The following is a 25,666-nucleotide window of genomic DNA, read 5'->3' as shown; positions in this document are numbered from 1 at the left end:
GTGGCGGGTGGTTCCCATCCGGTTGAATGAATGCCGTGACACATGGTTTGGGTTTCACCGAGAAGGACCTGCGCCGGTTGGCAGGCACGCGCTCCTACGACCGGGGACTCGGCTACCTGTCCGCCGTCTCCCGGCTGGAGATCGGGGAAGACGCGATCACCGCAACCGTGGACGGCAGCGACGCCTACGAAGTCGAGCTGGTCGAAGACGAGGACGGTGGTCTCACCGGCTGGTGCGACTGTCCCTACGGCCAGGAGGGCAACTTCTGCAAGCACTGCGTGGCGGTGGGCCTGACCGTCCTGGGGCATGCCGAATCCGTGCCGCGGCAGCGGTCCGCGGCCGCCTCCCGCACCCGGCTGCTGGACGGCTGGCTGGAGTCCCGTACACGTGAGGAACTGGTCTCCCTGGTGCGGGAACAGCTCGCCGACGACCGTGACCTGCGCCGCCGCCTGGAGCTGCGCGCGGCCACCGCCGGAGAGGACATCGGCATCGTCCGCGAACGCGTTCTGAGCCTCCTGGACACCCGCCCCTTCGCCCGGTACGGCTACGTCGAGTACTCCGACGCCCACGCCTACGGCCAGCAGGCGGCCGAGGCGGTCACCGCCCTGCGGGCGCTGACGGCAAGCGGCCGGTCGGCGGACGCGGTGGAGGTGGCCCGGGAGGCGCTGCGGGTGCTCGGCCGTACATACGGGGAGATCGACGACTCGGACGGGTTGATCGGCGAAGTGGCGACCCAACTGGCCGAGTCCCATCTGGAGGCATGCCGCACGGCCCGGCCGGACCCGGCGGAGACCGCCGAGTGGTTGGTGCGCCACCTCCTGGACGACCTGAACGACGCCACCGGCATCGACCTCTTCGACTACCGGGACGTGCTGGGCGAGCCGGGCCTGGCCCGAGCCCGGGAGATCGTGGTGGCCGCCTGGCGGGCCAAGCCCAAGGGGTGGGCGGAGAAGCACCTCATGGAGCAGCTGCTGAGAGCTGCCGGCGGCAGCGTGGACGCGCTGGTCGCGGTCCACGCCGCGGACCTCGCCCCGAACGGTCGTACGCACCTGGTGATCGCCAAGGAGCTGGAGGCCGCGGGCCGCGCGGTCGATGCGTTGGAGTGGGCGGAACGCGGCTTGCGGGAGGCCGTGACCGACTGGGGTCCGGACGACGGGCTGGTCACCTTCGTCTGCGACCGGTACGCGCGGGCCGGCCGCCTCGCCGACGTGGTCACGATCCGCCGGGACCTGCTGCGGACCCGCCTCTCGCTGGCCGCCTACCAGCATCTGCGTACGGCGGCCCGCGCGGCCGGTGCCTGGGAGGGCGCCGAACGCGCAGGCGCCCTGGAGACACTGAAGGCCGCCGCCCAGCCACAGAAGAACCGCCGGTACGGCGGCTCGGCACTGATGGACGCCCTCATGGACGACGGCGACCTGGACGTCGCCTGGCAGGCGGCCGCCGACGGATACGCGGACCAGCGGCAATGGCTGGCCCTCGCCGACCGGGTCCGCGACCGGCGGCCCGCCGACGCACTGACCGTCTACCTGCAGGAAATCGAGCCCCTGCGCACGCAGACCGGTGACGGCACGTACGAACGCGTGGCGGAGCTGCTGCTCAGCGCCCGCGCCTGCCACCGCACGCTGGGCACCGAGGCCGAGTTCGCCACCTACCTCGCCGCCCTGCGTACCGACCAGAAGCGCAAGCGGAAGCTCATGGCGATCCTCGACCGCCACGGACTCTGAGCGGCGACCGGAGCGTTCAGGCCCTTGCGGCTGGCCGGGGGCCGGACGGACCGCCGGGGAGCGGTGACACCTGGTGCAGTGTCACGGACGCGTGAGCGCGCCCGATCAGGCGCAGCGCCTGTGGGACGTCTTCGAACGCCTGGAGCAGATACCGGGTCCGTTCCCTCACCGATCGTTTCATCAGCCCGTTCCCACCGCCCGGCAACACGTCGGCCACCTGCACAGCGGCAGGCGAACGGAGCGTCATGACGGGGTGACCGGCACACCGGCCGCTAATGTGAGTGCCCCGTCTCCGCATTCCGCACGACCCGGCCGGACGACGCCTCACGCGTCTTGCGGGCAGGCCGCCGGGATGCCCCGGTGCCGGCCGGCACCAGGCCGCCGACTTGCACGGATCCTGCTCCTCGGCCACGCCTCATCGGCTCCGCCACGTCATGACGGGCCATGAATTCCCCTCGGAAGGAAAAGAAGTGAGGATCAAGCGCACGATCGGCAGCGGTCTCGCGAGACGTGCCCGGCTTCTCGCCATGGCGTCCGCACTCCTGGCCGCCGTCGGACTCGCCGTCCCCCAGGCGAATGCCCACCCCTCCCCCACCCGGTACGACGACGCCGTGCTCACCCGCTTGGGCGAAACCATGGCGGCAGTCGACGTGGCCGGAACCGCTTGGTACATCGACCACGAGGCGAACCGGCTCGTCCTCGTCGTGGACAGCACCGTCCCGGCCGCGGAGCTCTTGCGGATCCGGAACGCCGCGGGGACCGACGCCGAGGCCTTGAAGGTCGAGTCCATCCCCGGAAAGCTCACGACGCTCATCTCCGGCGGCGACGCCATCTACGCGAACACCTGGCGCTGTTCGCTCGGCTTCAACGTCCGCAGCGGCACCACCTTCTACTTCCTGACCGCCGGACACTGCACCAAGGGCGCGGGCACCTGGTACGCCAATGCGTCACGCACGACGGTGCTCGGCCCCACGACCGGCTCCAGCTTCCCGGTGAACGACTACGGCATCGTCCGCTACTCCAACCTCCTGATCACGAAGCCGGGAACCGTCGGCAGCCAGGACATCACCTCCGCCGCCAACCCGTCCGTCGGCCAGTCGGCCTGTCGCCGCGGCTCCACCACCGGCACCCGGTGCGGCACCGTCACCGGGCTCAACGCCACCGTGAACTACGGCAACGGCAACATCGTCTACGGCATGATCCGCACCAACATCTGCGCCGAACCCGGCGACTCCGGCGGTCCCCTCTACTCCGGCAGCACGGCCCTCGGCCTCACCTCCGGCGGAAGCGGAAATTGCACCTCCGGCGGCACGACGTTCTTCCAGCCCGTCGTGGAGGCACTCAACGCCTATGGCGTCAGCGTGTACTGAGCCCCCGTTCGCGACGAAGGACGGCGGTGAGGTCCTGGCGGTTGGTCGTGGCCTCGGAGGCCTCCCGCCAGGACTGATCAGTCGAGGACCGCGGTGGCCTCGATCTCGACCAGGTGCTCGGGCACGTCCAGCGCCGCGACGCCGATCAGCGTGGCAGGCGGCACCGGGGCGACCCCGAGCTTCGCGGCCGCCCGGGAGACCCCGTCCATGAGCAGGGGCATCTTGTCGGGGGCCCAGTCGACGACGTAGACGGTCAGCTTCGCGACGTCGTCGAAGGAACCTCCGGCCCCGGCCAGGGCGGTGCCGATGTTGAGGTAGCACTGCTCGACCTGGGCGGCCAGGTCGCCCTCGCCGACCGTGACTCCGTCGGCGCCCCAGGCGACCTGTCCGGCGATGAAGACCATCCTCGTACCGGACGTGATCGCCACTTGCCGGTAGACGTCGGTCTTGGGTAGTCCGTCGGGGTTCAGCAGGGTGACGGCCATGGCTGTCTGCCTCCTCGTGCTCTCTTGCGGTTACTGGGAAACCGTAGGAGAGTGGCCGCTGACGTGGAAGAACGCACTTTTCGGTGACTGGGGAACCTCATGGTGACCAAGCAGGTCAAGGGCTCGGCCAAGGACGAAGCCGATGTGACACGGGCGGATTCCCTCGCGCGGGAGATCTTCACGGACATCGCCAACAAGTGGGCGCTGCTGATCATCGAAGCGGTGGGCGACCGCACCCTGCGCTTCACCGAGCTGCGGGGCGAGATCGAGGGCATCAGCCACAAGATGCTCACGCAGAACCTGCGCCTGCTGGAGCGCAACGGCCTGGTCGAGCGCACGGTGCACCCCACCGTGCCGCCACGCGTGGAGTACACCCTCACGGAGCCGGGCCGGGCCCTGCGCGCAACCGTCGACGCCATGTGCGACTGGACCCACCGCCATCTGGGCGCCATCGAAACGGCCCGCCACCGCTTCGACTCGGCCTGACCGCGGCGTACTCGGGATCAGTACGCCTCACAGCGATCAGTACGCCTCACAGCGCTCCCGGGTGGCCGTGGTCACGGGCGAAGGATCCGAACACCTGGCGTGCCGCCCCCTGGGTGTGCAGAAAGCGGTGGTCGAGGATCGCGGCCAGGTCGTCCAGAGCGGCACGGAGCACGGCGGCCGACAACCTGACGTCGGGATGGCGGGCCACCGAGGCCTGGTCCGCCAGGTTCATGGCGCCCGGGAGCTGGCGGGCGAGCGAGATGGCGTCGTCGCCGTCGTGGAAGTAGTACGACTCGGCGTACTGGAGGAAGTCGACGGAGACCACGGAGATGTCGGAGGCGAGGCTGTCGAGGATCGCAGCGCCCGCGTCGGTGTCGACCTGGTCCGTCGCGGGATGGGTGCGGACCAGATGCGAGATCCGCAGCGCGAGGGCGCGGCGGCGGGCCAGAGCCGGAAAGATGCCCAGCGTCCAGGCCACCGTTGCGCTCAGCAGCGCGAATCCGAACAGGGACTCCATCGGGGCGGCGATCCTCAACCAGCCCTCGGCGGGGGCGATGTCACCCAGACCGAGTGTGGAGATGTGGACCAGGGACACGTACAGCGCGTCCAGGAACTCCGCGTGCTCGGCGGGCCGCAGACCGGGCGTGTAGGTGAAGGCTTCCGGCATGTGCGGCCAGTAGACGAGGGCCCAGCCGAGGACCGCGGTGAAGGACCAGGCGGCGACGACGGCCGCCATTCCGATGGGACCCGCGAGCCCTGTGGCCCGACGGCGCGGGGAGGTCTTCGACAGGCGCCACACACCGGTCATGACCAGGCGGCTCAGGCCCCCGTGGCGGGTCGGGTGCCACAGGGTGTGGAACACGTCCCGGAGGACGATCAGCACCAACACCCCGCCTGCGGCGGTCGCCGGCCAGCCCATCCGGGTGCCTCCCTGGTTGCCTCGGTGTGGCCGTCGCGGTGTCCATCGGTGGGCCCGGCGCCGTGTTCTGGTTGATCCTGTGCGGTCTGCCGGGCACGGCGACGACCCGCCGCATTTCGGAAACCGTATCGGCCGACTCCGACGGCAGTCCACCACCGCCTCCCGTCGGCCCCGCCGCCGTTTGGCACAGCCGGCGGAGGCGAGGGTGTCGCGGGGGGTGTTCAGCACGTGGCCGGCCTCGTCAGATCAGGCCATCAGGCCTCTTCGGCCCTCGTTGCGGGCTTCGCCGTCCACCGGGGTGACACACACGAACGAACGACGCGAGCAAATGCGAAGTCAGTGCACCACGATTGATGCATGCACATTTCATTCGGCATCGATTAACAGGCAATGTGCGGCCTTTGATCAGATGATCAGCCCGGACGCTGGCTAAAGTTCGACCACCGGGCCGGCATATGCGATTGCCGGTCACGGGCGTCCACGGAGAATGCGACTGATTGCAGGGGCATGTCAGAGATTGATGTACCGGCACGCCGGAAACCATCAAGAGCGACGCTCGACCTGGCCAGGGCACTCACCGAGGCATCGCGGGACCGGCTCTCCGGAACGCTGCTGGTGGCAGGTGATCCGGGAGGAGCCTTCCACCTGCAGTGCGGGGCCCTCATCGAAGTGGCTTCACCCGGCGCCCCGGGGGTCGAGACGCTGCTCCTGCGCTCGGGCCGGGTCAGCGAGACGGACTGGACATCGGTCACCCGGTCGGGAGCCGTGGCCGGCCGCATCGGGGGCGAACTGGTCGCCCGGGAACTGGTCGGCAGCGCGGAACTGCACTTGATATGCGTGATGGCCGCACTGGACGGAGCCCTGGCCATGGGCATGGGACGGATCGACGGATTCACCGTCGACCAGCATGTGCACTCCTGCCGGCTGGCTGCGCCGGAGGGCATCGAACCGGAATGGCTGGTGCACGAAGCCGGGCGTCGGATCCGGGTCCTCGGTTCCCTCGCGCCCTCCCTCTCCCCCTTCCGCAGCCGACTCGCCCGGACCGACGCCGGCTCCGCACAGCTGGGCGGCCCGGCCACCGGCGAGCGCAGGGAGATCCTCCTGCGGGCCAACGGCCGCCGCAGCGTCCGGGACATCGCCTTCCTGCTCGGCCGCAGCCTGTACGCCGTCACCGTCGCAGTCTCACGGCTGATGGGCGAAGGCCTGATGGAAACGATGGTGAGCGCCCAGCCCCAGAGCAGTGGCGGCCCGTCCCCCACCGGCAGCCGCCCCCCTCAGGCGGAACTGCCGCACCGCCTCCCGGGAGCGAGCGGCATCAACGCAGTCCTTCCGCTGCGGCCCGTGGGTGGCCACTGGCAGCCCCCGCCCGCACTCGTCGCGAAGTACCTGGCCCCCGGCGGACACCTGTGAATGCCCGTGCCGGCCGTACATGGAACGAACACAACAGGAGAGTCGTGACAACCAGGAACACGCAGCTCGTCACCGAGATGCGGGCGCTTCGGGAGAAGGTCGTCGGCGTCACCGACGTCGTGGTGGCCTCCGTCGACGGTCTGCTGATCACAGCCGAGACCGACGACGTCGCGGATCCGGAGAGCCTGGCCGCACTCACTGCGGCAACCCTCAACATCGCCCGCCGCACCGGAACCATGACCAGCAAAGGCCTACTCCACCACACCGTCTCGCGGTTCACCGACGGATACCTCGTCGCGCAAGCGGTCGGCGAGATGGCGCTCATCGGTGTCCTCGGCGACGCGGGCCTGGACGTCGGACGCCTGCACGCCGAAACGCAGGCCTCCGTGCAGCGCCTCACCGCGCTGCTCACCTCCGCCGAATCCCCGACTCCGGGCAACTGACCAAGTTCCGGAACCACACACAACCAAGGAGCACGATGAGCGGAACGGAAACCCGAGGGGCCCAGAGCCTGTCCGAGCGGGTTTCGAGCCTGGTCAAGAGCCTGCGTTCGGAAGTGCCGGACTGCGTGGCCGCAGGCATCATCGACATGTCCACGGGCATGCTGCTGTCGGTGGAGACCGTCGACTCACACCCGGCGGAAGTCCTCGACATGCTCGCGGCGGCAACCCTCGACCTGTTCCAGGGCCGCAACGTCGTGATGATCGAAGGGATCTTCAAGGAGCGCCGCGGGATCATCAGCGACCGCCACTACTTCCAGGAGATCCTGGTCAACAGCGATAACCTGGCGCACCTCTTCCTGCGGATCGACAGCGCCGACGAGGTGGTCGCCGTGGTCGTGTGCCGCAAGACCGTGAACGTGGGCATGCTCTTCGCCCAAGCCCGCCGCGTCCTGAAAGACCACGGACAGCTGTAACCGGTCAGAGTCTCGGCGGTGGCCAACCTCGATCTTCCGTGACGGTCCGCCGGTTTCTTCGGCGGGCCGTTTCGGTTGTGCTGTCGGTTCTGTCTGCCCCTTTGTGCCCCGATCGACCGGACGGCGGTTCACCCGGAGGTGCAGATCGCCTCGACGAAGCGGCCCACCTGTCCGTCGGAGAGGTTCCGGGCGAGATCGGCTTCGCTGATCATGCCGACGAGGCGGTGGTCGGCGATGACGGGCACCCGCCGGATGCGGTGGTCCTGCATCGTGGCCAGGACCTGGTCCGCTCCCGCTTCGGCGTCAACCGTCACGGGTTTGCCCTGCGCGAGCTGCCCGGCCGTCATGTGGCTCGGGTCCTTTCCCTTGGCCAGGCACTTGATCACGATGTCACGGTCGGTGATGATTCCGTGCAGGCGGTCGTCCGGGCCGCAGATGGGGAGCGCTCCGACATCCAGCTCGCTCATGCGGCGTGCTGCATCCATGAGCGTTTCGGTCTCCTGCACGCAGGCGGCGCCGGCATGCATGATCTCCCGTGCGGTTTTCATGGCTGCCTCCTCGGCTTGTCCCCTGTCCAGTCTGGCTTCGGGTCCACGGGCCCGCGCGTCGGGCATGCCGATCCGGCTGTCGCCGGCATGCGGCCCGGTTCCGTGGTCGGCGTCGCGCTGCTGGAACACATCGTGTCGGACGGCGTGCTCTGGATCGACCTGCAGGATCCTGTTCTGGCGGCCGTACTGCTCACACATGGCGGACTGGTGCGGCAGCAGGTCGAGCCCGGCACACGGTGCACGGACGAGCCCCCGCCGGAGAGGAGGGAGCGCGCATGGACGGTGCGGCGAGAGACGCGGGTGCAGCGGACCTGGTCGTCCCGCTGGGGCGACCGGGGCGGACGGCGCTGGACGTCGCGGGCGGGAAGGGCGCGAACCTCGGAGAGCTCATCCGCGCCGGCTTTCCGGTGCCCCCGGGGTTCGTCGTCACCACGGCGGCGTACCGGCCGCCCGATCTCGGCCCGCTGGGAACGGTCGCTCCGGCGGCGGTCCGCGAGGCGGTCGAGAGGACCGGGCTACCGGACGATGTGGCCGGCGCGGTGCGTGCCGCGTACCGGAGTCTCGGCGGCGCGGTGGCGGTGCGTTCGAGCGCCACCGCGGAGGATCTGCCGGAGGCGGCGTTCGCAGGCCAGCAGGAGACGTTCCTCAACGTCATCGGGGAGCAGGACGTTCTCGACGCGGTCGTCCGCTGCTGGGGTTCCCTGTGGACCGACCGGGCGGTCGACTACCGCGCCGGTCACGGCATCGACCACGGCCGGGTGAGGATGGCGGTCGTCGTGCAGCGCATGGTGGACGCCGAGTTCGCGGGAGTGGCGTTCACCAGCGACCCCGTCACGGGCAATCGGCATGTACTGGTCATCGACGGGAGCCCGGGGCTCGGCGAGGCCGTGGTCTCCGGGCTGGTCTCCCCCGAACACATCGTGGTCGACACACGGCGCTCGAAGGTGGTCCACCGCACCACCGGACATCACGAAGTCCTTGTGCGGCCCCGCCCCGGCGGCGGCACCGAGCAGGTCACCGGGCCCCGGGCCGCCGCTGCGGCGCTGCCTGCTTCGGCGGTACGGCAACTCGTCCGCGTCGCCAGGGACGTCGAACGGCATTTCGGCCGGCCGCAGGACATCGAATGGGCCTGGGCCGACGGGCAGCTGTACGTCCTCCAGACGCGCCCGATCACCGCTCTGCCCGAGCGGACGGGCCTTCCGGGCCTGCCGGGCCTGCCGGGCCGCTTCCAGCGGATGGTGAACGCGATGCTCCGCGAAGTCCTGCCGGTCCGCCCCTACCCGATCGACATGACGGCGTGGCTGGTGCCGCTGATCGCACTGCTGGACAAGGCCGTCAAAGCGACCGGCGTCGCCTGTCCGCCGGCTTCCCGGATGTTCATCGAGGACGACGGCGTGGTGGTCCGCGTGAAAATGCCGCTGCCCCGCCCCACGTCGCGGCTGCTCACGGCGCCCGTCCGCCTCGTACGCGCGGCCAGACGCCGGGACCCGGCCCGGTGGAGGTCCGATCCGCTCATCATGACCATGCGGCGGCGCGCGGACGAGCACCGGGCACAGGACATCGGCGGCTGTTCCTGGCCTGAACTCACGGCCTCGCTGAAGGAGGGCCCCCGGATCGCCGCACCGCTGCTGGAACTGCGGCTGCGCTACTTCCCGCGAACCCTGCTGGCACTGGCGGTGCTGTACGCCTCGCTGTCCCTGCTCCGGCGGCGCCGGCTCCTCGGCGCCCTCCTGGCCGGTGTGGACACCCTGACCGCCGACGCGAACCGCGCGCTGGAGGACCTGGCAACCGCGATCCGGGCCGACACGGGGCTCTCGGAGGCCTTCGCCCGGCGTACCGCCGACGAGCTGTACGAGGCGCTGCACACCGGCCTGCAGGAGGCGGCTCCCGCCTTCGTGGCCGGCTTCGACGCGTTCCTCGACCGGTACGGACACCGGGACACCGTGACACCGCTGCTGCTCACGCAGGGGACGTGGCGCGACAGGCCGGACATCGTCCTCGGCATGCTCAGGAGCCTCGCCTCCCAGGACCCGCCGCCGCCCGGGCCGCGCCCCGGCGAGCAGGCGGAACAGGCCCTCTTCCACCACCCGGTGCTCCGCCTGGGACCGGGACCGATCCGGTCGGCGGTCCGTGTACTGCTCCGGCAGGCACGCTGGTTCCAGCAGATCCGCGACGACACGCGTTTCCTGGCGATGCTGCCGCTGCCTGTGATGCGACAGGCCCTGCTGGAGATGGGACATCGACTCGTCGCCGCCGGGGTGCTCGACACGGCGGAGGACGTCTACCATCTGCGCCTCGACGAACTCGACCGCATCGGTACCTGGCCGCCCGCGCCCGAACTCGCCGCCGGGCTTCGCGAGCGGGCATCCCGTCGCAAGGCGCGGCGCGCCGCCCTCGCCCGGACCCCGCTCGTCCCGCCGCCGCCCGCGCTGCCACCCGGCCGGACACCTGCGGACGTTCTGCTGCGCGGAGTCCCGGGCAGTGCCGGCACCGCGGAGGGTCCGGTCCGTGTGGTCCGCGGTCCGGACGGATTCGCCGCTCTCCGCAACGGCGACGTCCTGGTCGCCGCCTATACGAGTCCCGCCTGGACACCCCTCTTCCGCCGGGCGGCCGCCGTCGTCACCGACACTGGCGGCATGGCCTCCCACGCCGCGATCGTCGCCCGCGAATACGGCATCCCGGCGGTCATGGCCACCGTCGACGCGACCACGCGGCTGAGCGACGGCCAGAAGGTCCTCGTCGACGGCGACCACGGGCTGGTCCTCCCGACCGGTCGCTGAGGAATCCCAGCCCCCAGCGCGGGCGCGGCCGGGGCCGTCAGGTCCCTGCGGGGCCGGCGTCCGCACTGCCGTAGCCACCGCCGCCGGGGGTGTGCAGGACGAACACGTCCCCGGGGCGCACCTCCACGGAGTCGCAGCCCGCCATCGCCACGACAGTGCCGTCCGCCCGCTCGACGTGGTGGGCACCGAGCGCGCCCGGCTCCCCTCCCGCCATTCCGTACGGCGGTACGCGCCGGTGCCCGGACAGCACGCTGACCGTCATCGGCTCCCGGAAACGGATCCGGCGCACCACGCCGTCGCCGCCGTGCCAGCGGCCCGCTCCGCCGCTGGCGGCGCGTACCGAGAACTCCTCGACGAGGACCGGCAGGCGCAGCTCCAGCACCTCCGGGTCGGTCAGGCGGGAGTTCGTCATGTGCGTCTGCACCGCCGAGGCCCCGTGGAAGCCGGGCCCGGCCCCCGCGCCCGAGGCGACCGTCTCGTAGTACTGGTGGTGCTCGTTGCCGAAGGTGACGTTGTTCATGGTGCCGCTGCCCTCCGCCTGGGCGCCGAGGGCCGCGTAGAGGGCCCCGGTGACTGCCTGGGAGGTCTCGACGTTGCCCGCGGCGATGGCGGCGGGCGCTTCGGGTGCGATCATCGAGCCGGGCGGGGCGATGATGCGCAGCGGCCGCAGGCAGCCGTCGTTCAGGGGGATGTCCTGGGCGATCAGCGTGCGGAAGACGTACAGCACGGCGGCCGTGACGACCGCGGTCGGGGCGTTGAAGTTCGCATCGAGCTGGGGCGAGGTGCCGGTGAAGTCGATGGTCGCGGAACGCTGTTCGCGGTCGACGGTGACGCGGACGGCGATCATGGCGCCGGAGTCGGTCTCGTAGCGGTACTCCCCGTCGGCGAGGGTGTCGAGGGCCTGGCGGACCGCGCCCTCGGCATTGTCCTGGACGTGCCGCATGTACGCCTGCACCACGTCGAGACCGAAGTGGCGGATCATCCGGTCCACTTCCTCGACGCCCTTGGCGTTGGCGGCGATCTGGGCCCGCAGGTCCGCGAGGTTGGTGGCGGGAGCGCGGGAGGGGTAAGGGGCCTCGCTGAGGAGGGCCAGGGTCTCGTCCTCGCGCATCCGGCCGTCCTGGACCAGCAGCCAGTTGTCGAACAGGACGCCCTCCTCGTCGATGCGGCGGCTGCCGGCCGGCATGGATCCGGGGGTCAGGCCGCCGATCTCCGCGTGGTGGCCGCGGGAGGCGACGAAGAACAGGATCCGGTCCTCGTGGGCGGTCCCGCGCTCCCCGAACACCGGGCTGATCACGGTGATGTCGGGCAGGTGGGTGCCACCGTGGTACGGGTCGTTGACCGCGTAGGCGTCGCCCGGGCGCATGGTCCCGGCGCGCCGGTGGACGATCTCCCGGACGGCGGTCCCCATGGAGCCCAGGTGGACCGGGATGTGGGGCGCGTTGGCGACGAGGTTGCCCTCCGGGTCGAACAGGGCACAGGAGAAGTCCAGCCGCTCCTTGATGTTGACGGACTGGGCGGTGGCCGCGAGGCGGGCGCCCATCTGCTCGGCGACGGAGACGAACTGGCTGTTGAAAATCTCCAGCATGACGGGGTCGGCGCGGGTCGCCACGTCCACGGTGTCGGGGGCGGCCACCCGTTCCATGCGCAGGTGGCCGAGCTCGGCAACGGTGGCTTCCCATCCGCCGTCCACGACGGTGGTGGCGTTCGCCTCGGTGATCACAGCGGGCCCGCGGACCACCGCGCCCGGCCCCAGCCGCTCACGTTCACGGAGCGGGACGGCCCGCCAGGCCCCGTCGGTGTAGAGGCGCGTGGTGGGGGCAGCCACGTCCTCGTACGCCGTCCCCGGGGTGAGGAGGTGGCGGAGGTCGGGCTGCGGTGTCAGCCCCCGGGCCTCGACGGAGAGGGAGTCGACGGACACGGGCCGGTCGAGCAGGAACGAGTAGAGGGCACGGTGGCGCTGCGCGAACTCCCCTTCCATGGCGGCGGCTCCGGCCAGCTGCACCGTGACCGGTGTGTCGGTGCCGTCGTAGCGCAGCCGAGCGGTCCGCGTGACACGGACGGAGGCGTCGGGAACCTCCTCGTCGTGCAGCACCGCACGGGCGGCGGCTTCGAGTTCGTCTGCGGTGGCGTCGATCACCGCCATGTTCGCTTCGGCCAAGGGGAGTTCGACGGACCGTTCGCGTACGGTCGTCACGTCCGCGAGGCCGATGCCGAGCGCGGACAGCACCCCGGCCAGGGGCGGCACCAGCACGGTCCGGATGCCGAGCGAGTCCGCAACGGCGCAGGCGTGCTGGCCGCCGGCCCCGCCGAAGGTCGTCAGGGCATAGCCCCGGATGTCGTGACCGCGCTGTACGGAGATGCGTTTGACCGCGGCGGCCACGTTGGCGACGGCGACCTGGAGGAAGCCCTCGGCCACCTCCTCCGGGGTCCGCCGGTCGCCGGAGGCCTCGTGGATGCGGGTGGCCAGTGCGGCGAACTCCCGCCGGACGAGCCCGTCGTCCAGCGGCTGGTCCCCGCCGGGGCCGAAGACGCGAGGGAAGTGGGCGGGGGAGATGCGCCCGAGCATCACGTTGGCGTCGGTCACGGTCAGCGGGCCGCCGGCGCGGTAGCAGGCGGGGCCGGGGTGCGCGCCGGCGGAGTCGGGGCCGACGCGATAGCGGCCGCCGTCGAAGCGCAGGACGGAGCCGCCGCCGGCGGCCACGGTGTGGATGTCCAGCATCGGCGCCTGGAGGCGGACCCCGGCGACCTGGGAGACCGACACCCGCTCGAACTCGCCGGCGAAGTGCGAGACATCGGTGGAGGTGCCGCCCATGTCGAAACCGACGACGCGGTCATGCCCGGCCTGCTGCGACAGCCGGGCCATCCCGACGATGCCGCCGGCCGGGCCCGAGAGCACGGCGTCCTTGCCCCGGAAGTGTCCCGCCGCGGCCAGCCCCCCGTTGGACTGCATGAACAGCAGCCGGATGCCGTCGAGCTCCCGCGCCACCCGGCGCACGTACCGCCGCAGGACCGGGGAGAGGTATGCGTCGACGACGGCGGTGTCACCGCGTGGGACGAGCCGGGTGAGCCGCCCCGTGGCGCAGGAGAGGGAAATCTGGGGGAAGCCGAGGCCGGCGGCGAGCTCCCCGATCGCGTGCTCGTGCGCCGGGTGCAGGGCGCTGTGCAGGCAGACCACGGCGACAGCGCGGACACCGTCGTCGTACGCGCGCCGCAGTTCGGCGGCGAGGGCATCGAGGTCGGGCGGGCGAAGGACCTCACCCTCGGCGGTGACACGCTCGTCGACCTCGACCACGCGCTCGTACAGGGCCTCGGGCAGTACGATCTCGCGGGCGAAGAGGTGCGGGCGGTTCTGGTAGCCGATCCGCAGGGCGTCGCGGAAACCCCGGGTGATGACGAGGAGCGTGCGTTCGCCGGTGTGCTCCAGCAGGGCATTGGTCGCCACGGTCGTTCCCATGCGCACGCTGTGCACCGCCTCGGCGGGGATCGGCTCGCCCGGGGGCAGTCCCAGCAGCGTCCTGATGCCCTCGATGGCCGCGTCCTGGTAGCGGTCCGGTATCTCGGAGAGGAGCTTGAGGCTCCGCAGGCGCCCGTCCGGCAGGCGTGCCACCACGTCCGTGAACGTGCCGCCCCGGTCGATCCAGAACTGCACACCGGAGCGGGTGCTGGAGGGCATGCGCGCCTTCTCCTTCCCGTGCCTGCTGCGCCGGCGGGCCGCCGCCGGCGGCTTCCAGCATGGCCCCTGTGGGGCCGGGGTGCGGGGTTGCCACGCACGGCCGGCCCTGCGGCCGGACGGGCCTCCCACCGGACGGACGCGCCTTCGGGTCGATGTGGCAGCCGTCCCCGTTAGAAAATGGACTATGCGCGACTTCCCGGAGCATTTCTGGCGTCGACGGCCCGGCTCGACCGCGGGTTCCCCGTCTCCCCCTCGGCGTCCCGGCTCAGGACACCACCAGGAACATCAGGAACACGCCCGGCCCCCGGGGGAAAGGGCGCCGCGGCCGCAGCGGCTGTCCTCCCTCCTGAGCGTGCGCAGCGTGGCCGGCGAGGTGTTCCTCCTGCAGCTGGCCGTCGTGGTGCTTCTCGTCGTCGCCGCGGTGGTGGCGCTCGTGGTGCAGGCCCGGAGCGCCGCCATGCTGGACGCCCGGCACCGTACGCTCGCCGCCGCCGGAACGTTCGCGGAATCCCCCGGGATCGTCGCGGCCCTGCGCAGCGCCCATCCGAGCGCGGTGCTGCAGCCGAGCGCGGAGGCGGCGCGGAAGATCGCCGGGGTCGACGGCATCAACGTGTACACGCTCGACGGGGTCACCCTCACCCACAGCAATCCGAAGCAGATCGGGAAACACGTCGTCGGCCCCTTCTCCAAGGCGGCGGCCGGCGCGTCCTTCACCGAGACGTTCGAAGGGTCCCTGGGGCAGTCCGTCGTCTCGGTGGTGCCCGTCAAGGACCCCGCGGGCCGCGTCATCGCCATCGTCTCCTCCCCGGTCACGGTCCAGAACGTGCAGAGCATGGTGAACCGGCAGCTGCCGGTCGTCCTCGGCAGCGCAGCCGTCGTACTCGCCCTGTCCGCGGGTGGAACGGCTCTGGTGAGCCGCCGGCTGCTGCGCCGGACCCACGGCCTGGGGCCGGCCGAGATGACGAGGATGTACGAGCACCACGACGCGGTGCTGCACGCGGTGCGGGAGGGCGTGCTGATCGTCGGCGGCGGCGGACGGCTGCTGCTGGCCAATGACGAGGCGCGGCGGCTGCTGGAGCTGCCGGCGGACGCGGAGGGCCGCCCCGTCGCGGACCTGGGTCTGGAGGAGGGGATCGCCGAGCCGATCGCATCGGGTCGTTCCGCGACCGACGAGGTGCACATGGCGGCCGATCGGCTGCTGGCGGTGAACATCCGGCCCACCGCCCCCTACGGGCAGGCCGGAACCGTCGTCACGCTGCGCGACACCACCGAGCTGATGGCACTCTCCGGCAGGGCGGAGGTGGCCCGCGAGCGGCTGAAGCTGCTCTACGACGCGGGGGTGCGGGTGGGAACGACGCTGAACGTGGAGCGCACTGCGGAGGAGCTGGCGGAGGTGGCGGCCCCGCGGTTCGCCGACGTGGTCACGGTCGACCTGCTGGACCCGGTGCTGCGCGGCGAGGAGCCACCCGAAACGAGCACCGAGATGCGCCGCACCGCCGCCGTCGGGCTTCAGGGCGACCACCCGCTGTACCCCGTCGGCAGGCTGATCCGGTTCGTTCCCGACAGCCCCATGGCCACCGGGCTGGCCGACGGCCGTGCCGTCCTGGAGGCGGACCTGCGCGCCACCCACGGCTGGCGGAACCAGGACCCGGCCAACGCCCGGCGGATCCTGGACCGCGGCATCCACTCCATGATCGCCGTGCCCCTGCGGGCCCGGGGAGTGGTGCTGGGCATGGCCGGCTACTGGCGGGCACAGGACTCTCCGCCGTTCGACGAGGAGGACGTGTCCTTCGCCGAGGAGCTGACCGCCCGGGCGGCGGTGTCCGTCGACAATGCCCGCCGCTACACCCGCGAGCACACCATGGCCGTCACCCTGCAGCGCAGCCTGCTGCCACGGGGCGTGCCGGAGCAGTCCGCCGTCGAGGTCGCGCACCGCTATCTGGCCGCCCAGGCCGGTGTGAGCGGTGACTGGTTCGACGTCATTCCGCTGCCCGGGGCCCGGGTGGCCCTGGTCGTCGGCGACGTCGTCGGCCACGGGCTGCACGCCGCCGCCACCATGGGCCGCCTGCGCACCGCCGTGTACAACTTCTCCACCCTCGACCTGCCCCCGGACGAGCTCCTGAGCCACCTGGACGAGCTGGTCGCCCACATCGACGCCGACCAGCAGGAGTGGCAGGGGATCACCGGAGCCACCTGCCTGTGCGCCGTCTACGATCCCGTCTCGGGGCAGGTGACGGCCGCCACCGCCGGCCATCCGAGCCCCGCTCTGGTCCGCCCCGACGGCACCGTGTCCTTCCCCGAGGTGCCGGTCTCCCCGCCGCTGGGCCTGGGCGCGGGGCTGCCCGTGGAGACCACGTCGCTCACCCTGCCCGAGGGCTCCCTGCTGGCGCTCTTCACCGACGGGCTGATCGAGAGCCGCGACCGCGATCCGGACGCGGGCCTGGCAGCGCTGCGTGCCGCCCTGTCCGGGCCCGCCCGCACCCCGGAGGACACCTGCACCGCGGTGATCGACGCGATGCTGCCCGCCAGGCCCAGCGACGACATCGCGCTGCTGGTGGCCCGTACCCGCCGGCTGGATCCCGCGCGGATCGCCGAGTGGGACGTGCCCCCCGACCCCGCGGCGGTGTCCCCGGTGCGCAACGCCTGCTCCCGCCGGCTGGCCGACTGGGGCCTGGAGGAGATCGCCTTCACCACGGAGCTCATCCTCAGCGAGCTGATCACCAACGCCATCCGCTACGGCAGCGAGCCCATCCGGGTGAGGCTGCTGCACGACCGCAGCCTGATCTGCGAGGTCTCCGACGGATCCAGCACCTCCCCCCACCTGCGCCGGGCCGAGGACACCGACGAGGGCGGCCGCGGCCTGTTCCTCGTCGCGCAGTTCGCCGAGCGCTGGGGCACCCGCTACACCACGCGCGGCAAGATCATCTGGAGCGAGCAGGCCCTCCACGACGGGGCGGCCCTGCCCGGGGCGGATCCGGGAGAGGCGCTCCTGGCCGCGTGGGACGACGAGGCGCTCTGAGAGCGGCGCCGGTGCGGGAGCCGCGGGGAAGGCGGCGGACACCACCGGCTCGGACTGCGTTGCCGGGGCCGCCGAACGTACGCTGGCCTCGATCGGTACGCGACCGCCCGTTATGGAGCCTTTGTGCCCGCATCCCGCCTCCGTAAAGCCTCCGTCGCCGCCTTCCTGGCCCTTGTGGCGGCGCCCCTCGGCGCCTGCGGAGAAGAGCCCACGGCCGCACCCAGAACGCCCGCGGCGGCCACCTCCGCCGCGGACGCCGGCGGTATGGCGGCCCTGACCGCAGCGGCGAAGAAGGAGGGCGCCCTCAATGCGATCGCGCTCCCGAGCGACTGGGCCAACTACGGCGCACTGATCGACGGCTTCGAAAAGAAGTACGGGATCAAGGTCACGGTGGAGAACCCGGAAGGTACCAGCCAGGACGAGATCAACGCCCTGAAGGAGCACCGGCGCGACGGCCGCGCCCCCGACACGATCGACGTGGGGGGCTCGTTCGCGCAGTCCGCGGCCCGGCAGGGCCTGCTCGCTCCGTACGAGGTCGCCGCGTACGACAAGATCCCCGAGGAGCAGAAGGATCCGCGGGCCCGCTGGTACAACAACTACGGCGGCTACGTCTCCATCGGCTGTGACGCCAAGCGCGTCAAGACCTGCCCCTCGACCTTCGCCGATCTGCGCAAGCCCGAGTACAAGGGCCAGGTCGCGCTGAACGGCAACCCCACCAAGTCCGGCTCCGCCTTCGCCGGAGTGTATGCGGCGGCCCTGGCGAACGGGGGTTCCTTCGACGACATCCAGCCCGGTATCGACTTCTTCGCCGGGCTCAGCAAGAACGGCAACTTCATCCCGGTCGAATCCTCATCGGCCACGATCGAGAAGGGCCAGACCCCGATCAGCATCGACTGGGACTTCCTCAACCTCGGATACGCCGACGATTTCCGCAAGAAGGGCGCGGACGTCGACTGGCGGACCGCCATCCCCTTCGACGGCAGCTTCGCCGAGTACTACGCGGAAGGGGTGAACAAGGACGCCCCGCACCCCGCGGCGGCCCGTCTGTGGCAGGAGTACCTCTTCAGCCCGGAGGGCCAGAACCTCCGGCTGGGCGCCCATGCGCGCCCCGTCCTCATGGACGCCATGAAGAAGGACGGCACCCTCGATGAAGCCGCCGCGGAGAAGCTGCCGACGGTCGAGGGCACCCCGGCGTTCCCGACGGAGGCGCAGACGGAGAAGGCGAGGAAGACCGTCAACCGCGAGTGGGCGAAGGCCGTCTCGGGCTGAGTGCCCGGGCCCCGGTGCCGGGCGTGCGCCGTGCCGCAGCCGTTCGCCGTTCGCCGCGCCGGATCGGGTGCACCAGGAGGCGAACCGGGCCCACCGGTGGAAGGGCTCGGGCAGCAGCCCGCAATGCGCGGCCGCCGCCCCTGGCCGGGCCGGGGGTCCTGCCAGGGGCGGCAGCCGGACCGCCGCGCGGTCAGAAGTCGGCGTGGACGCGGGCGTCGGCTCGGCCGACGGATTCGAGGCCGTACATGCGGCAGTAGAGGGCGCGGATGTACTCGATGTCGCGGTCCCGGGCGCGGGATTCGGCGACCGGGTAGAGGACGGTGAGTTCCCAGGACTTCTCGCGGTTGATGTCCCCGTCCTTGTCGCGCCACTGGCCGCGGGCCTCCTGGAGGGTCAGGCCGGCGGGGAAGCGGGGGGTGATCACGTCGGCGACGAACTTCGAGAACTCCTCGTCGCCGATGGGCGGTTGGCCGCCGTGCCGGCCCGTCCCGAAGTACAGGTGGGTGGAGACGTACGGGAGGCCGCGCTCCGCCGCGGCCGCCTCCTGGCGTGCGGCCGGGGCGGCGTCCGAGACCGGGCTGCCGGAGGCGACGAAGAACGCGGCCGAGGCGAGCACGGCGACGGCCGCGGACATCGGGATCCGGATCTGGCGCATGAAGGGGCTTCCTATCGTTCGGTCGGGGATGTGGGGGTGGCGCGGCGCGCACCGGCGGGCAGTGCGGCCCGCAGGTGGACGGCCGCGTCGCGCAGGCGCGCGGGGACCCCGGCGGTGCGGCACAGTGCCCCGGCCGTCCTGCCGAGGGTTTCGGTGGTGCGGGCCGAGCCGATGCCGGCGGCGCGGGGGGCGAGGTCGGCGATCAGCTGCTCGGCCTCGGTCCACGCGCCGGCGCCGGCCAGCGCGGACAGCAGCTGCGCCGTGAACAGGTGCCGGTACGAGGGGCCGGGGGCGGTCGCCGCCCGGTGCAGCAGCGGGACGGCCCGGTCCCAGCGGCCCAGCCGGGCCAGCACCCAGCCCTGGTGGCCGATCAGCTCGGTCTCGTCGATCCACCAGGCCCAGTGCGGGTCGTGGCGGGAGATCCCGTCGAGGAAGCGGCTGCGGGCCCGGTCGATGAGGTCCAGGGGTTCGCGGCAGGCGCCGAGCAGCGCGGTCGCGTGGGCCCGGCGGATCAGGGTGAGGCTGTGGACCCTGGCGGGCAGCGGGCGCGTGCCGGGCACTCGGGAAACGGTCTCGAGGGCGGCCCGGGCCCGGCCGGTGTGGGTCTGGAGCATGGCGTGGTTGAGGTGGACGAGGCGGGCGGTCCAGTGGTCCCCGGCGAGGTGGGCGAGGTCCAGCGCCCGCCGGTTGGCGGCGTGGGCGGGCGCGTAGCGGCCGGCGTCGAAGAGGATCCAGCCGATGACCTCGCACAGTTCGGCGAGGGCGGCCAGCCGGTCGCGGTCCCGGCGCCGGGCGGGCAGGCCGGCGGGGGCGGCGGTGAGTTCGGGGAATTCGCGTACGGCGGCCCGGGCGGCGGGGACCGCGGCCGTGGCGCCGTGTTCCGCGTCCAGGGCCACGAGCCGCTCGACGGTACGGAGGGCGGCGCTGCTCACCGGGCCGCGGTCCGGGAACCGGTGCCGGTGCCGCTGTCGGTGTCCGTGCCGGTGCCGCCGGTGCCGCCGGTGCCGCTGCCGGCGCCCGTGCGCGTACGGGTGCGGGGAGCGCCGGCGGTCCGGCCGAGGGCGCGGAACGCGGCGGCCACCTCGGTCAGCCAGGCCACTTCGGCGCGGAAGTCCTCGTACGGGGGCCGGTGCGGCATGTCGGAGGGCTCGGACGGCTCGGCGCGCGGGGCGGTCGGGCGGTCCACGGCGGCCCGCAGCTGCAGGGCCTCGCCGAGGGGCGTGGTCGGGTCCTCGGGCAGGCCGAGGGAGCGGGCGACCCGGGTGAACTCGGCCTGGGGGAGGCAGGCGCGCAGCATCAGCTGGCCGTCGCGGATCTCGACCACGCGCCGGTAGAGGCTGTAGTGGGGGTCTCGGGGCGGCAGCAGGTCGCGCGGCCAGGAGCGGGGCGGGTCGAGGGCGATGTCGGGGGTGGCCCGGTGCAGGGCCTGCCACAGGGGCCGGAGCCGGAGGTAGGCGTGGTAGCTGCGGATCCAGCCGCGGGCCCGGGTGAGGTGGATGCCCCAGGAGGGGATGGTCCACCCGGTGACCTGGAGCAGGGCGCCGACGCTGCCGCAGGTCCACTGGACGGGGTCGAGGGCGGCTCCGTCGAAGTGCAGCCGGGTCCCGGCGATCTGGATGCCGCGGGTCACGCAGTAGACCAGGATGAGGCTCGCGCCGACGGTCACCGTGCGCATGCCGACGACGAGCCACTGGCGGTTGGCGACGCGGGTGAAGCGCAGGGACAGCCGTACCGTCTCCCACTGTCCGATGGCGCAGATCAGCAGGTAGCCGGACATGTAGAGGGCGTATCCGCCGTCCTGGATGCTGAGCAGGATCGTCGAGGTGGCCGTCTCGGACTTGGCGACCGGGCCGACGTGGAAGGAGGCCGCGACCAGTGCGGCGAGCGCCGCGGCGAAGAACAGGACGCGGCGGCGGCTCCTGCGGCGGGCCTCGGCGGGCGGCGCCGACCAGTGGACGAGCACGACCTGCTGTGCGGCGGTCAGGACCACGACCGCGACCTGGGTGATCAGGGAGGTGATGTTCGGCAGGCCGACGAAGGCGGAGATCTTCAGCCGGATCAGGTCCAGGTCGACGAGGAAGCTGATGCCGGAGCAGAGGAAGTACACGCACAGCGCCCACAGGGCGGTGTCGCGGGGCCGGCGCCGCAGGTCGGGCAGCCGGTAGGCGAACGCGGCGAGGCCGACGAGGGTGCAGATCCACGCCAGGGCCGTGTAGAGCGCCGTCACGGCTGGTCCGTTCGGCCGAGGCCGAGTTCGATCCGGGCCACGACGTCGGCGGCTTCGGCCGGGACGCGCCAGGCGGGCTCCACCCAGCGCTGGCCGGCGCGGGACAGCAGCAGCGACGCCAGCGTCTCCGCCTCCTGCTCCTCGTCGTCGCTGTAGCGGGAGCGCATCAGCAGGCCGCGCACCTCCCCCGGGTCGACGTCGGACAGCAGGCGGCTCGAGTCGTCCTGGCTCAGCTGGACCGGGCCTTGGTGGTCGAAAGCGATGTGGGCGAGTTCGTGGGCGATGATGTGTTCCTTGTGCGCCGGGGAGGCCGACTTCTCGAAGGCGACGATGTCGAATTCATCCAGCTTCAGCCAGATGCCGAACAGGTGGCGGTCCGGGAATGAGGTGGGAATCAGATGGATCGGACGTCCGCGCCGCGCGCACAAATACCGGTGGAGTTCGTCGATGCCGAATCCCTGCTCCATGCCCCACTCCGCGATCCGCGCCTCGCATGTGCGGCGGACCTGCTTGAGCCGGCGTCTGAGCAGTCTGCCCTCCGAAGTCGGTAAGCCTGCGCCAGGTATCTTCATTCCCATCTCCGAGCAGACGACGCGGCCATGATGCCACAGCGGCAACTCGCCACCGTCCGGGGCGAGTTCGATTCGGCCAAGGAGACTTCGGGCGGTACGGGCGGAATTCCGGCACCGCATGACGGATTTCCGGCGCGGGCGGGAGTACGCCTGGCAATTGCCCGGTGAGGCCCGGCGGGTGGCACACCCGGCCCGGGCCGATCGGCCTCGCTTCCTGCGGTCCGGGCGCACGCCTCCGCGGTCGGACGGACTGGCCGGATTGGCCGGATCACCGCGGGCGGCCGCGGGGCCGCCGGTACCCGACTCCCTTGATCACGCCAGGGTTGTACGCTACCGTACACATCGATTATACGTTGCCGTATAGAAACGGGGAGGGCCCAGCCGTGCCGGGACAGACGAAGACCACCCACAGCGGGAAGCGGCTGGTCCGCTGGGCGAGCGGGATCCTGATCTGGCTGGGGGCCGGGCACCTGTCCCTGCTGGCGTTCGCCGCCCGCGAGGACATCGCCGGATGGGCGGACCGCGGCATCTGGGCCGCCGTCCCACTGGCGCTCGCGGACCGGGGCGCCGACCCGACGGTGGGGTCCCTCCAGAACGCGGTCACCTTCTGGGCCGGCCCGGGGAGCTTCGCCGTGCCCCTGGTCCTGCTGGGCTGCCTGATGTGGCACCTCGCCGGGCGCGGGGTGGCGGTGCCCGCCTGGGTCGGCTGGGGCCTCGCCGCCTGGTGTGCGCTGGGCGGCGTCCTGCTGGTGCCGTCCCCCTACTTCGCCGGGACCGCCGCCGGGGTGCTCGTCGTCCTCGCGGCGCGGCGCGGGCAGGCGCGGCCGGAGGCGGCCCGCGGGTGACACCAGGGGTGAGCCCGGGGTCCGCGGCGGCGCGTCGCCGGGGCGCCCGGGGCCGCCTGCGCCGAGGATGGGGCCCCGAGCGGCTGGAGGCACCGTGGAGATCAGTGAAGGGACCGTGTCCTTCAGGGGCCGGCGCACCTGGTACCGGGTCGCCGGGCCCCGGCCCGCCGACCCGGGGCGGCCGCCGCTGCTGGTGCTGCACGGCGGGCCCGGGGTGCCGCACGGCTACCTCACCGACCTGGACGACCTGACCTCCCGAGGCCGCACCGTCGTCTACTACGACCAGGCGGGCTGCGGCCGGTCGGATCCCCTCGACAACCCGGCGCAGTGGACCCCGGAAACCTTCGTCGAGGAGGTCGGCGCCGTCCGCGACGGGATCGGGCTCGACCGGGTCCACCTCCTCGGCCACTCCTGGGGCGGCATGCTCGCCCTCGAGTACGCGCTCCGGCGCCCCCCGGGGCTGGCGAGCCTGACCCTCGCCGGGACCAGCGCGAGCGTCCCGCTGCTCGCCTCCGAGGTGCGGCGCCTGATGGAGCGCCTGCCGGCCGGGGTGCGCGAGACCCTCGTCCGGCACGAGGCCGCCGGGACCACCGGCAGCCCCGAGTACGAGGAGGCCGCGGCCTCCTTCTTCAAGCTCTGGGTGTGCCGTGTCACGCCGCTCCCGGAGCACGTGGCGCAGGCCTTGGCCACCGTCAACGCGGACCTGTACGGGGCCATGTTCGGCGCCGAGTGGAACGTCACGGGAACGCTCAAGGACTGGGACGTCACCGCGCGCCTCGGCGAGCTCGACCTGCCGGTGCTGGTCACGACGGGCCGGTACGACGAGATCACCCCGACGGCCGTCCAGCCCCTGGTGGAGGGGATCCCCGGGGCCCAGTGGATGGTCTTCGAGGAGAGCGCGCACCTGGCGATGGTCGAGGAGCCCGAGCGCTACCGGGCCGGGCTGGACTCGTTCCTCTCCCGTGTGGAGAGCGACGCCCGGCACCCGTAGCCGGCCGGCCGGGGCACCGCGCCCGCCCCGCCGGGCGACGGGCGGCGCCGTGCCGGCTGGACCAGGCCCGCAAGGGGAGCCCGCTTCCACCAGGGATCCGGCGGACCGGCTCACGGGGACGGATGGCCCCCGTGCGGGGAGGAGCCATGGGCGGGGGCGGATTCGATGGTGCCGCCCAGCCGGTCGCGCAGGGGGCCGAGGGCCTCGGGGGTGGCGGCCGTCACGACCCAGCGGGGGCCGACGAGGTAGGTGCCGCCGTACATGCGGGCCTCCGTCAGCCAGGCGCTGCGGCGCTCCTCGGTGGAGAAGGTGGCCATCCGGTACGCCTGCGGGCCCGTGCCGCACGCCCCCTCGCGGAGCTCCTCCGCATCGACCGTGATCTCGGGCGCGCAGCCGAGCACGGCGGCTATCTCCTCGAAAGAGCCGGGGCGGGCGGCGGTCGGGCTCGCGGGCGGTGCCGCGGACGCGGCGGCGGGGCCGGAGCCCCGCGGCGGGTCGGCCGTGCCCCCGCCGGCGCAGCCGCCGCACAGGAACAGCACCGGCAGGACGGCGCAGGCCGCGAGGTGGCGGGAGGTCGGGGGCACGGCTGCCTCACAGGGGTTGGGGAGGGGCGGGGGACTGCCGAGGGGCCGTCAGGCGGCCTTCTTGCCGGTCTCGGTGACCGCGAACCACAGGTTCTGCTTCTTGTGGCCGTTCGTCTGGCCGGGCTCGGTGTCCCCGGTGAAGGTGTAGACGGGCCAGCAGTCGATCGTCAGCTGCTCGCTCCCGTCCGGCCGCTTCACCGTGCCGATGAGCTCGGGCCGTATTCCGGTGGTCTTCGTCTTGTCCACGGGGGCGGCCGGCTTCCAGGTGTCCGTGCAGGAGCCGACGCACCCGATCTTCATGGGCCACGCACTGTCCTTGTCGAAGCGGTAGAGGGTGCGCCACTGGCCGTCCACCAGAATCTTGCCGAGTTTTTCGTTCGCTGCCACGGAGAGCTCCGTTCCCGTCTTCGCCGACTGGTCGCCCGATCCGGAACCGGATCCGGATCCGTATCCGGACCCCATTCCCGATCCCATTTCCATTCCGGAATGGCCTCCTGTCTTCTGTTTCTTGTCGACCGCCTTCTTGCCGTCCGGCGCCAGTGCGTGCCATGTGCCGCCGACGCCTTCGCCGTTCGCCTCACCTGCCTTCGTGTCCTTGGCGTACCGGTACACCGGCCAGCCCGCGAGGGTGAGCTGCTTGGTGCCGTCGGAGCGGGTGACCGCGCCGAGGAGGCCCGCCTCGATTCCGGCCGAGGCCGACGCGTCGTCCGCGGGGACCGGCGGCCAGGCGGTGGCGCAGTCCCCGTCGCAGTTGGACTTGGGGGGCTGCGGGGTGTCCTTGTCGAAGCGGTAGAGGGTGGCACCGGCGCTGTCGGTGACCACACTGCCCACGTTCGCGATCTCCCGTACGGCGAGCTGGCCCGCCGCCCCGCCCTTGCCGGCGGCGTCCGCCCCGGCGCCCGAACCGCTCAGCTGCCCGGGGTTCGCCCCGTACCCGCCCGTTCCGTTTCCCGAGCCGTACGCGTCCGCCAAGGCCTTTCCGGCACCGGCGGGCTGTACGGAATTCCCGCCGCCGGCGGTGTTTCCACCGCTGCCGCAGCCGGCCGCCAGCAACAGGACGGCGGCCACCGATCCGGCAGTTGTCACGCGGCGCATCTTGTTCACGGTCACTCCTTCGGGTTGGTCCCGGGGGGTTGTCTTGCTGAGTAATTCATAAACCCTGCGGAGGTCCCGCAATTGAAATGCCCGGG

The 25,666-nt window shown here is 72.2% G+C and carries 21 protein-coding genes and 1 pseudogene; 12 read left to right on the top strand and 10 right to left on the bottom strand.

All coding sequences use genetic code 11. The features are described 5' to 3' along the window. Positions 1-35 precede the first annotated feature (35 nt). Positions 36-1,724: an SWIM zinc finger family protein gene (locus AC068A_RS00400; RefSeq protein ID WP_478578582.1), complete on the top strand. Its 1,689-nt coding sequence runs from the start codon at positions 36-38 to the stop codon at positions 1,722-1,724. 470 nt (positions 1,725-2,194) lie between these two features. Beyond that, the gene (locus tag AC068A_RS00395; protein WP_478578579.1) at positions 2,195-3,094 is read left to right on the top strand and encodes a S1 family peptidase; all 900 of its coding nucleotides are present in this window, start codon (positions 2,195-2,197) and stop codon (positions 3,092-3,094) included. A gap of 77 nt (positions 3,095-3,171) precedes the next feature. Here AC068A_RS00395 and AC068A_RS00390 read toward each other — a convergent pair whose 3' ends face one another. After that, complete coding sequence (locus tag AC068A_RS00390; RefSeq protein WP_478578578.1) at positions 3,172-3,579, bottom strand: RidA family protein; 408 nt, start codon at positions 3,577-3,579, stop codon at positions 3,172-3,174. A 99-nt stretch (positions 3,580-3,678) separates the two neighbouring features. On the opposite strand from AC068A_RS00390, the gene AC068A_RS00385 reads away from it, so the two are divergent. Further along, the gene (locus AC068A_RS00385; RefSeq protein WP_478578575.1) at positions 3,679-4,065 is read left to right on the top strand and encodes a winged helix-turn-helix transcriptional regulator; all 387 of its coding nucleotides are present in this window, start codon (positions 3,679-3,681) and stop codon (positions 4,063-4,065) included. Positions 4,066-4,111: 46 nt separating this feature from the next. Here the strand turns inward: AC068A_RS00385 and AC068A_RS00380 are convergent, their stop codons facing one another. Further along, positions 4,112-4,984: a potassium channel family protein gene (locus tag AC068A_RS00380; RefSeq protein ID WP_478578572.1), complete on the bottom strand. Its 873-nt coding sequence runs from the start codon at positions 4,982-4,984 to the stop codon at positions 4,112-4,114. A gap of 23 nt (positions 4,985-5,007) precedes the next feature. Here AC068A_RS00380 and AC068A_RS00375 point away from each other — a divergent pair. From AC068A_RS00375 to AC068A_RS00360, 4 genes and pseudogenes are all read left to right on the top strand, one after another. Further along, positions 5,008-5,088 (top strand): annotated as a pseudogene (locus AC068A_RS00375) (alanine:cation symporter family protein); the annotation flags it as partial. Between the two features lie 403 nt (positions 5,089-5,491). Next, positions 5,492-6,394 (top strand): hypothetical protein, encoded by a 903-nt coding sequence (locus tag AC068A_RS00370; protein ID WP_478578570.1) that lies wholly within the window; start codon positions 5,492-5,494, stop codon positions 6,392-6,394. 44 nt (positions 6,395-6,438) lie between these two features. Then, positions 6,439-6,837: a roadblock/LC7 domain-containing protein gene (locus tag AC068A_RS00365; RefSeq protein ID WP_478578569.1), complete on the top strand. Its 399-nt coding sequence runs from the start codon at positions 6,439-6,441 to the stop codon at positions 6,835-6,837. Between the two features lie 35 nt (positions 6,838-6,872). Next, positions 6,873-7,310: a hypothetical protein gene (locus tag AC068A_RS00360; protein ID WP_478578566.1), complete on the top strand. Its 438-nt coding sequence runs from the start codon at positions 6,873-6,875 to the stop codon at positions 7,308-7,310. A gap of 128 nt (positions 7,311-7,438) precedes the next feature. On the opposite strand, the gene AC068A_RS00355 is transcribed toward AC068A_RS00360, so the two are convergent. Further along, the gene (locus AC068A_RS00355) at positions 7,439-8,056 is read right to left on the bottom strand and encodes a CBS domain-containing protein (RefSeq protein WP_478578563.1); all 618 of its coding nucleotides are present in this window, start codon (positions 8,054-8,056) and stop codon (positions 7,439-7,441) included. A 77-nt stretch (positions 8,057-8,133) separates the two neighbouring features. On the opposite strand from AC068A_RS00355, the gene AC068A_RS00350 reads away from it, so the two are divergent. Then, positions 8,134-10,638 (top strand): PEP/pyruvate-binding domain-containing protein, encoded by a 2,505-nt coding sequence (locus AC068A_RS00350; RefSeq protein WP_478578560.1) that lies wholly within the window; start codon positions 8,134-8,136, stop codon positions 10,636-10,638. A 37-nt stretch (positions 10,639-10,675) separates the two neighbouring features. On the opposite strand, the gene AC068A_RS00345 is transcribed toward AC068A_RS00350, so the two are convergent. Continuing rightward, on the bottom strand, positions 10,676-14,314 hold the full coding sequence (locus AC068A_RS00345; protein WP_478578558.1) for a hydantoinase B/oxoprolinase family protein: 3,639 nt from the start codon (positions 14,312-14,314) through the stop codon (positions 10,676-10,678). A 352-nt stretch (positions 14,315-14,666) separates the two neighbouring features. Between AC068A_RS00345 and AC068A_RS00340 the strand changes: the two genes are divergently transcribed. Further along, a complete protein-coding gene (locus AC068A_RS00340) occupies positions 14,667-17,333 on the top strand; it encodes a SpoIIE family protein phosphatase (RefSeq protein ID WP_478578555.1) in 2,667 nt (888 codons plus the stop codon). A gap of 123 nt (positions 17,334-17,456) precedes the next feature. Next, positions 17,457-18,602 (top strand): ABC transporter substrate-binding protein, encoded by a 1,146-nt coding sequence (locus tag AC068A_RS00335; protein ID WP_478578554.1) that lies wholly within the window; start codon positions 17,457-17,459, stop codon positions 18,600-18,602. Positions 18,603-18,792: 190 nt separating this feature from the next. On the opposite strand, the gene AC068A_RS00330 is transcribed toward AC068A_RS00335, so the two are convergent. Genes AC068A_RS00330 through AC068A_RS00315 form a run of 4 tightly spaced genes read right to left on the bottom strand, consistent with a single transcriptional unit; the run spans position 18,793 to position 21,951 of the window. After that, on the bottom strand, positions 18,793-19,257 hold the full coding sequence (locus AC068A_RS00330; RefSeq protein ID WP_478578551.1) for a DUF3574 domain-containing protein: 465 nt from the start codon (positions 19,255-19,257) through the stop codon (positions 18,793-18,795). 11 nt (positions 19,258-19,268) lie between these two features. Continuing rightward, entirely contained in the window at positions 19,269-20,189 is a 921-nt protein-coding gene (locus tag AC068A_RS00325; protein ID WP_478578549.1) for a DNA-binding protein, read from the bottom strand. Continuing rightward, complete coding sequence (locus AC068A_RS00320) at positions 20,186-21,484, bottom strand: MAB_1171c family putative transporter (protein ID WP_478578546.1); 1,299 nt, start codon at positions 21,482-21,484, stop codon at positions 20,186-20,188. The genes AC068A_RS00325 and AC068A_RS00320 overlap by 4 nt, the downstream gene beginning before the upstream one ends. Further along, positions 21,481-21,951, bottom strand: coding sequence for a hypothetical protein (locus tag AC068A_RS00315; RefSeq protein ID WP_478578543.1), 471 nt, complete (start codon positions 21,949-21,951; stop codon positions 21,481-21,483). The genes AC068A_RS00320 and AC068A_RS00315 overlap by 4 nt, the downstream gene beginning before the upstream one ends. A 488-nt stretch (positions 21,952-22,439) precedes the next feature. Between AC068A_RS00315 and AC068A_RS00310 the strand changes: the two genes are divergently transcribed. Together AC068A_RS00310 and AC068A_RS00305 are read left to right on the top strand one after the other, a co-directional pair. After that, the gene (locus AC068A_RS00310; protein ID WP_478578541.1) at positions 22,440-22,901 is read left to right on the top strand and encodes a DUF6463 family protein; all 462 of its coding nucleotides are present in this window, start codon (positions 22,440-22,442) and stop codon (positions 22,899-22,901) included. A gap of 94 nt (positions 22,902-22,995) precedes the next feature. Then, positions 22,996-23,892: a proline iminopeptidase-family hydrolase gene (locus tag AC068A_RS00305; protein WP_478578538.1), complete on the top strand. Its 897-nt coding sequence runs from the start codon at positions 22,996-22,998 to the stop codon at positions 23,890-23,892. Between the two features lie 110 nt (positions 23,893-24,002). On the opposite strand, the gene AC068A_RS00300 is transcribed toward AC068A_RS00305, so the two are convergent. Together AC068A_RS00300 and AC068A_RS00295 are read right to left on the bottom strand one after the other, a co-directional pair. Next, a complete protein-coding gene (locus AC068A_RS00300; protein WP_478578535.1) occupies positions 24,003-24,476 on the bottom strand; it encodes a hypothetical protein in 474 nt (157 codons plus the stop codon). Positions 24,477-24,524: 48 nt separating this feature from the next. Next, positions 24,525-25,571: an SCO0930 family lipoprotein gene (locus tag AC068A_RS00295; protein ID WP_478579378.1), complete on the bottom strand. Its 1,047-nt coding sequence runs from the start codon at positions 25,569-25,571 to the stop codon at positions 24,525-24,527. Between the last annotated feature and the right edge of the window lie 95 nt (positions 25,572-25,666).

The organism is Streptomyces sp. NPDC043854, from assembly GCF_056436005.1.
This window is presented reverse-complemented; position numbering and strand designations above follow the sequence as displayed.

Coding starts and splice junctions, on each gene's coding strand:
- AC068A_RS00390 (WP_478578578.1), bottom strand. CDS start 3,579: ATGGCCGTCACCCTGCTGAACCCCGACGGACTACCCAAGACCGACGTC.
- AC068A_RS00385 (WP_478578575.1), top strand. CDS start 3,679: ATGGTGACCAAGCAGGTCAAGGGCTCGGCCAAGGACGAAGCCGATGTG.
- AC068A_RS00380 (WP_478578572.1), bottom strand. CDS start 4,984: ATGGGCTGGCCGGCGACCGCCGCAGGCGGGGTGTTGGTGCTGATCGTC.
- AC068A_RS00370 (WP_478578570.1), top strand. CDS start 5,492: ATGTCAGAGATTGATGTACCGGCACGCCGGAAACCATCAAGAGCGACG.
- AC068A_RS00360 (WP_478578566.1), top strand. CDS start 6,873: ATGAGCGGAACGGAAACCCGAGGGGCCCAGAGCCTGTCCGAGCGGGTT.
- AC068A_RS00355 (WP_478578563.1), bottom strand. CDS start 8,056: ATGTGTGAGCAGTACGGCCGCCAGAACAGGATCCTGCAGGTCGATCCA.
- AC068A_RS00350 (WP_478578560.1), top strand. CDS start 8,134: ATGGACGGTGCGGCGAGAGACGCGGGTGCAGCGGACCTGGTCGTCCCG.
- AC068A_RS00345 (WP_478578558.1), bottom strand. CDS start 14,314: ATGCCCTCCAGCACCCGCTCCGGTGTGCAGTTCTGGATCGACCGGGGC.
- AC068A_RS00330 (WP_478578551.1), bottom strand. CDS start 19,257: ATGCGCCAGATCCGGATCCCGATGTCCGCGGCCGTCGCCGTGCTCGCC.
- AC068A_RS00315 (WP_478578543.1), bottom strand. CDS start 21,951: ATGGAGCAGGGATTCGGCATCGACGAACTCCACCGGTATTTGTGCGCG.
- AC068A_RS00295 (WP_478579378.1), bottom strand. CDS start 25,571: ATGCGCCGCGTGACAACTGCCGGATCGGTGGCCGCCGTCCTGTTGCTG.